This is a genomic window from Paracidovorax sp. MALMAid1276, from assembly GCF_049198005.1.
Taxonomy (GTDB): Bacteria; Pseudomonadota; Gammaproteobacteria; order Burkholderiales; family Burkholderiaceae_C; genus Acidovorax.
In genome coordinates, this window is sequence record NZ_JBMIRS010000233.1 from 1 (window position 1) to 2227 (window position 2227).

The 2227-nt window shown below is 50.5% G+C and carries 4 protein-coding genes; all 4 read left to right on the plus strand.

All coding sequences use genetic code 11. The features are described from left to right. Positions 1-500 (plus strand): RHS repeat-associated core domain-containing protein (locus ACOQFS_RS19010; RefSeq protein WP_421564383.1); only part of this gene is annotated, 500 nt, incomplete at its 5' end. A gap of 2 nt (positions 501-502) precedes the next feature. Beyond that, a complete protein-coding gene (locus tag ACOQFS_RS19015) occupies positions 503-790 on the plus strand; it encodes a DUF7710 domain-containing protein (RefSeq protein ID WP_421564384.1) in 288 nt (95 codons plus the stop codon). Positions 791-904: 114 nt separating this feature from the next. Next, positions 905-1360, plus strand: a complete 456-nt coding sequence (locus ACOQFS_RS19020; RefSeq protein WP_421564385.1) for a hypothetical protein — start codon at positions 905-907, stop codon at positions 1358-1360. 191 nt (positions 1361-1551) lie between these two features. Next, positions 1552-2227 (plus strand): RHS repeat domain-containing protein (locus tag ACOQFS_RS19025; protein WP_421564386.1); only part of this gene is annotated, 676 nt, incomplete at its 3' end.

Consider the following 2227-nt stretch of genomic DNA (forward strand, 5'->3'; position numbering starts at 1 on the left):
AGACGGAAGGGGATATCCCACAAGGAGCTCGACAAGAACAGAACCTGCGCTTCCAAGGGCAATACCTCGACCGGGAGACGGGGCTGCACTACAACACGTTCCGGTACTACGATGCTGATATTGGGAGATTTATCAGCCCGGACCCGATAGGGTTGGAGGGTGGGATCAACCTGGGGAGTTACTCGCCGAATCCGATTGGTTGGATTGATCCATGGGGGTTGAATACCAAACCGAGGCTGCCGCCATCAATTATTGTTCAGCAAGGCGGAATTACTATTGAGCACTACTACACTGGGGGCGACCATTTGCCAGCTCATGCCCACGTAAAGGGCGGAGGTGCTGAAACCAAGATTGGCCAAAATGGAAAACCAATCAAAGGTTCCCCAGAGCTAAGTTCAAAACAAAGAAATGTAGTGACTGCAAACAAGGCAAAAATTAGATCGTCAATAGACAAGATTAAACGCTGGGCCAAGGCGAATGGTGTTAAGGGAGGATGTTAATCATGGAATGGGTCTGGGTCTTTCATGGTGAAGGAGCAAACTTTTCATCTGCTGCATTTTCTAGTAAAGAGTCAGCAGAGGAGTGGATTCTGCGTCACGAAGTTAGTGGTGTTTTGACAAAGATGCCAGTCAATGTGGGTATTTATGATTGGGTTGTGGCGAGCGGATATTTTTCGCCAAAATATCCTTCTCAGAAATCGCCTGAATTCATTCAGAGATTTTCAAGTGCATATTTAGAGCATTTTCACTATGTCTCGGGAGTATCTGGTGGTGCTGTGGAAAATATTTGAACAAAAGTCACGCAGGCATTTAGGGCGTTGAAAGAAGCCGCACAGTCGCTGTCTATATCACGCGGTGCCATAGCACTCAGTCAAACATACCGCTCAATTCCATGATAAACCAAAGTGCGCCAATGTACCAAACACGGCAGCTTTGGCATATTGGGTAATTGTAAATGCTCTGATATTAATGGTTTGTACTATGAAAATGGGGATATTGCTGTCCTTGATTGTGGCGTGAATGCGGTTGCGTTTGGCAGTGTTATCAAGCGTTTGAATATTCGAGATGTATCCGTTGACGAAGTGGGACTTGTTGATTTTGATTATGTTGGAGGGCGTCTTTTCGATGGCCTGATTGCGAAATTTGGAGAGGGTAGCTCCGGAGGAGATGGTGTTCTTTGCCTTTTGAGTCAGACAACAAAAAAAATGCTGTGGTTTCTATTTCTGGATAACGGCAACCCTTTTTGTGATGAAGAGCTATTTGGAGATGATATTCATCTTCGTAGCACCAATGGTGCAGTTTTCTCGATACCTGTTCATCGTCCGCAGTTTATTAGGGTGATAAAGGCTTCTGAATTTTAGTCGATATTAAATAAATTAAATCTGGCAGGCACCCTAGCCTGATCCAGAAACTCAGCGGCAAACACACCGCCCAGACATTTGCGTGGGACGAAGAAAGCCGCCTCACAGCAGTCACCACCACCCAGCGCCCCGGCACCGAACACGCAACCACCCAAACCACCCGGTTCGACTACGACGCCATAGGCCGCCGGGTGGCCAAACACGACAGCTTTGGCACCACGGTCTTCATCTGGGAAGGCATGCGCCTCATCGAAGAGCGCAGAGGCAGCGCCATCATCAGCTACGTGTACGAGCCGGACAGCTACGTTCCGCTGGCGCGGCTGGATGCTGAGGGAGAGAGAACAGAACAGGGTGGGCTGGGCACCACCCAAGATGTGCGGCAGCCACAAACATCAAAAACCATAGCTGCCAGCGCAAGCCAGAAAAGCGCTACAGGCCAAAAACACCCAAACTATTCCCAGCAATCGGCCAACGACACATTGGAAGCGAGTTACTGGCAAGCGCTCAACCCCAAGGGCACAGCCCAAAACACCGGCACAGACTGCCCCAGCGCAAACGCCAAGCTGTGCGAGGTGTACTACTTCCACACCGACCAGGTCGGCCTGCCCGAAGAACTGAGCAACGCCCAAGGCCAGATCATCTGGCAAGCCCAGTACAAGACCTGGGGCTCAACAGTAGAAGAACGCTGGGAAGCGAGACGCCTGCACGGAGCCAAAGTGCAGGGGGAGACGGAAGGGGATATCCCACAAGGAGCTCGACAAGAACAGAACCTGCGCTTCCAAGGGCAATACCTCGACCGGGAGACGGGGCTGCACTACAACACGTTCCGGTACTACGATGCTGATATTGGGAGATTTATCAGCCCGG